Below are 3,131 nucleotides of genomic sequence, written 5' to 3' on the forward strand. Positions count from 1 at the left end.
CGACGGGCGTAGCGGCCGGCCCGGGGCCAGTCGGGGCCCGAGTCGCCAGGACGCGTAGGCACCAGGCGGATCAGCGCACGGGTGATCGCCGCCTGGTTCGCGACCTGGTCGTCGTCGCTCCGCAGCGCGTCCGCGAGCGCCGGATGCGGGAGCCGGAACCAGACTCCGTCGGGTCCGGCCGACATCACGGTCAGTCCTTGGGGCTGAGACGCGAGCCTCTCGACATCCTGGGCGTCGCACCGCCCGCCGAACAGCGCGGTCGTCATGGTCCGCCATTCCGCGAGGGGGACACCGCCGCCCGCGGCGTACGCCAGGGCGTGCAGCATGCGTCGGGCCATCAGCGCGTCGGCGCCGAAGTCCTTGATGTACGCGTCCAGAGCGCGACGGACCTCCGGCAGCCTGATACCACCGAAGCCCCGCTGCGTGCCGGTCCGTTCCCGGACCTGTCGGGCCAGCAGACCGGCCAGGGTCCGGGAGTCGCCGGACAGGAGCGTGATCTGCTCGGTGAGCACCTCGACCTCGTCCGGGCCGGCCTGGCTCCCCGCGAGCAGGAACCGGACGAAGGGCTCCGTGGGAATCCGGTACTCCGGGCTGTCGAGGTCCACGACGACGGGCTCGCCGTCCAGCGCCGGCACTTCCTCGGGAAGCGCCGAGGCGACGACCAGGACATGCGGCAGGGCCGCCAAGTCGTTGAGCGCGCGTTCGAGGGCCGGGGTGGCGACCTCGTCCGCCACGACGACGATCCGTCGCTCGGTGTCGTGCACGACGTCGTGCGCATCGTCCACGGACACGTACCGCACATCCGTCGGCGGCCGCGCCTCCGGCGGCAGCCCCCGGCGACGCAGCGGGCTGCTCGGGTCGCCGAGCGCCATCAGGCTGGTCAGGAGCATCGTCTTGCCGGAGCCGTGCGAGCCGACCACCAGGCACGTACTGCTGGCTCCGGTCCGCACCCACGACGACAGCGCCGTGAGCGCGGCGACGTTCGGGATGAACCCGAGTCGCTCGGGCGGGAGAACGGGGGCGTGGGCGGGGTTGGGGAAGAACGGGGCGGGTTCATCGTGCGGGGTGCTCGCGGTGAGCTCGATCTCCAGGGCTGGCCGCTGACTCCGCAGGAGCTGCCGCAGCCGGTGAAAGAAGTCCTGGACCGGTACGAACGGGCTCGTCGGATGGGCCTTCAGGGTGCGCAGCACCTCGGACACCGCCTTGGAGAAGTAGCTCCCGTCCGTACTCGCGTGGCTGACGGGCATCGTCAGCGCCCAGACGTTCGTGGGCGCCGGCGCGGCCTCGAACAGATACTCAAGACCGAGGCTCGGCTGTTGGGGGCGATCGGCGTCGAACAGGAACATCACATGGCCGGCGCCGCTGCGCAGCAGCCCGTCGAATGCGACCTGCATCGCACCCGGGACGTAGTCCGCTGTCCCCAGGACGACCCGGCCGTCCTCGACGGCGAAGTAGCCCGCGAAGTACACCACGATCACGTCGTCGGACCGCGGGTCGAACGACTCGACCCAGGCCGTGAGGTTCCGGAGGTCTGCTGCGGACGGATTGAGGACCGCCCACGCCCGCTCGTAGCCCAGCGGCGCGAACGCCTCCTGGATGCGGTGCAGATCTTCCGGAAGGCGCGGCATCAGTTTCTCCGCCAGCCAATTCGAGACGCCGATCGTCACCAGGAACCGCCTGCCCTCCCGCTCCTCCCGCGCTCGGGGCTCCTCCCTCCGCTCCGCCCGCCGCGCCGCGACCCGCCCCTGCCTCCGCCGCACCAGGTTGTGCACCTCCGCCCAGTGCCGCGCGCCCACCGGAAGCGTCAACGGACCCTCCGGGTCCGTGATCGCGGCGGTGAAGCGGGCGGCGAAGCCGGGGGAGTGGCGTTCGTAGTAGGCGGAGACCGCGGTGATCACCTCGTCCGCCTCGTCGCGGCGGAGGGTCGTCAGGAGGCGTTCCCGGACGCCCGGCGCGAAGTCGTACGCGCGGTCCAGGGGGCCGTCCGTGCGGGCGCTCGCGCCGACGCGGTGCAGGAGGCCGCTGTAGACGATCTCGGCGAGGTCCGACGGCGGGCTGTCTGGGAGCATCGCCGACTGGATCGTGCGCATCACGGCCAGGTTCAGCGGGGCCGCCGCCAGATACGCGGCCAGGCGGAACACCTCCGGGTGCGCCCGGGCCCGGAACTCCTCGAAGCCCGCGCGGGGTTCGGGAATCCCCGCCGGAGCAGCGGCACCCGACAACGCCCCGGCCTCCGGGACCACCACCGCCGCGCTGTCGTACGCCCCGGGCCCCGCCACCGCCCGCGCCCACGGGGCCAGCCAGTCCGGCGTGAGGCCGAGCACCGGGACGGCCACCGCACCCGCCGCCGGAGGAGCCGCGTCCAGGCGGTAACCCTCGTACAGCAGGCGGGTGTTCGGGCCGCCCGCCTCCGTGCTGCGGAAGCGGGCGGGCTCGGGGGACAGGGGCGTGCCGTCCCAGACTCGTTCCGGGAGGGTTTGCAGGATCGCGGTCGGGCCGCTTGTCGCCCACGTACGCAGCGGCCCGAGCAGGGTCTCCGTCCGCCACGCGGGGGACACGCCGTCCGTGAGGACCAGGGTCAGCGTCCGGCCGGTCGGGTCGACGGCCGACGCCGGCGCGCGCAGCTGGTGTCCGGGCGTGGCAGAAGTCGCTCTCAGGCCCGCCGAGCCGTCCGGGCGGGCGAGCAGATGGTGCAGCCGTACGTCGCGGAACGCGCCCAACCGCTCCAGCAGCAGCCGCAGTTCGTGGCCGAGCGGCTCCCAGAACGCCGCCCCGCCGTCGTACGCGTCCAGGACGAGCGAGACGTCGAGCCAGCGGTCGGCGGCCGGAACGAGCACCGGCAGCCAGTGGCGGTGTTCGGCGATCCGGCCGGCGGTGGCGTCCTCGTCGAGAACGGTGCGCACCGCCGACGGCACCCGACGCTTCAACGGCCGCAGTGCACGCGCGAGTTCGCGACGGCGCGGCAGGGTCGCCGGACCGGCGACCCGGACCGGCCTGGCCCGCTCGGTCGCGGCCTCGCCGCCGTCCTCCGGCTGCTCCTCCTCCGCGGGCTCCGCGTCGGGGCCCGGCAGGAACAGCCGCGTGGCCCGCTCCTCCTCCGTCTCCTCGGCGGGCGGCGCGTCGCGCCCGTC

1 protein-coding gene is annotated in these 3,131 nt (G+C 73.8%); it reads right to left on the bottom strand.

All coding sequences use genetic code 11. The features are described 5' to 3' along the window. A partial coding sequence (locus VIU94_RS08655; protein ID WP_331909291.1) for an SAV_2336 N-terminal domain-related protein occupies nt 1-3,131 on the bottom strand: 3,131 nt, incomplete at both ends.

The sequence above is a fragment of the Streptomyces sp. genome, assembly GCF_036566765.1.
Classification (GTDB): Bacteria; Actinomycetota; Actinomycetes; order Streptomycetales; family Streptomycetaceae; genus Streptomyces.